This window comes from Ruegeria sp. CE12 (assembly GCF_056537525.1).
This window is the reverse complement of the sequence record NZ_JBQFRS010000048.1, coordinates 1-1,317: the sequence shown is the minus strand read 5'-3', so window position 1 is coordinate 1,317 and position 1,317 is coordinate 1. Positions and strand designations below refer to the sequence as shown.

The window sequence follows — 1,317 nt, the reverse complement described above, 5'->3', positions numbered from 1 at the left end:
TTCAACCCCGCTGGTGCGCATGGCTCGGCGCTGATTGGCGAAGACCCTGCGGATATTCCAAACAATCTGATGCCTTATATTGCCAAGGTGGCCACTGGCGCATTGGCAAAAATCTCGGTTTTTGGAAATGATTATGACACGCCCGATGGCACGGGCGTTCGGGATTATATCCATGTTGAAGATTTGGCCGAAGGCCATGTTCTGTCTTTGGCGCAGTTGCGGCAGGGGCACGGGCATTTGGTCAATCTTGGGACGGGGCGGGGGTATTCGGTCTTGGAAATGATCGCCGCCTATCAGCGCGCTACGAACCGCCAGTTGCCCTATGAGATTGTCGCGCGCCGTGAGGGGGATGTGCCAATTTATTGTGCCAAAACAGAAAAAGCCCGCGATCTGCTTGGGTTTGAAGCAAAGCGCGGGCTAGATGAGATGTGCGCTAGTTCTTGGGCTTGGATGCAGGCCCAAGAGCGCAGGAACGATTAACCTTTTAGGCGGCGATTGCGCGCGGCCAACAGTTTCAAGCGCAGCGCGTTCAGCTGGATAAAGCCCTGCGCATCTTTTTGATCATAGGCGCCCGCATCCTCTTCGAAGGTCACATGGGCCTCGGAATATAGGCTGTGATCAGACCAACGCGCCACAGTGCGTGCCGCTCCCTTATAGAGTTTGATGCGCACAGTGCCAGATACATGCTCCTGGCTTTTGTCGATCAGCGCTTGAAGCATTTCGCGCTCAGGGCTGAACCAGAAGCCGTTATAGATCAGTTCCGCATAGCGCGGCATGATGGAATCTTTCAGATGGCCCGCGCCGCTATCCAAGGTGATCTGCTCAATCCCGCGATGGGCCTCAAGCAAAATCGTGCCGCCTGGTGTTTCATAAATGCCGCGCGATTTCATACCAACAAAGCGGTTTTCAACCAGATCAAGCCGGCCAATGCCGTGCTTGCCGCCCAATTCATTGAGCTTGGTCAGGAGTGTGGCGGGGCTCATTGCGGTGCCATTGATTGCAACTGCATCACCGCGCTCAAACGTGATTTCCACCATTTCGGGCGTGTCAGGCGCGTCTTCAGGATGGACGCTGCGCTGATAGACGTAGTCGGGCGCTTCTTGTGCGGGGTCTTCGAGAACTTTCCCTTCAGAAGAGGTGTGCAGCAGGTTTGCATCCACTGAAAATGGGGCTTCGCCGCGTTTGTCCTTGGCGATAGGAATTTGATTTTTTTCTGCAAAATCCAGCAATTTTGTGCGGCTGGTCAAATCCCACAACCGCCACGGTGCGATGACTTTGATGTCTGGGTTAAGCGCGTAGGCGGCCAATTCAAAACGC

Annotated in this window: 2 protein-coding genes; one reads left to right on the top strand and one right to left on the bottom strand. The window is 54.7% G+C overall.

The window, feature by feature from the left end:
• On the top strand, nt 1-480 hold a 480-nt coding region (locus tag ACR0IO_RS23030; protein WP_480745171.1), incomplete at its 5' end, for an NAD-dependent epimerase/dehydratase family protein.
• Here the strand turns inward: ACR0IO_RS23030 and ACR0IO_RS23025 are convergent.
• Nucleotides 477-1,317, bottom strand: an 841-nt coding sequence (locus ACR0IO_RS23025) for an argininosuccinate synthase (RefSeq protein ID WP_480745169.1), incomplete at its 5' end; no start/stop codon positions are given. The genes ACR0IO_RS23030 and ACR0IO_RS23025 overlap by 4 nt on opposite strands.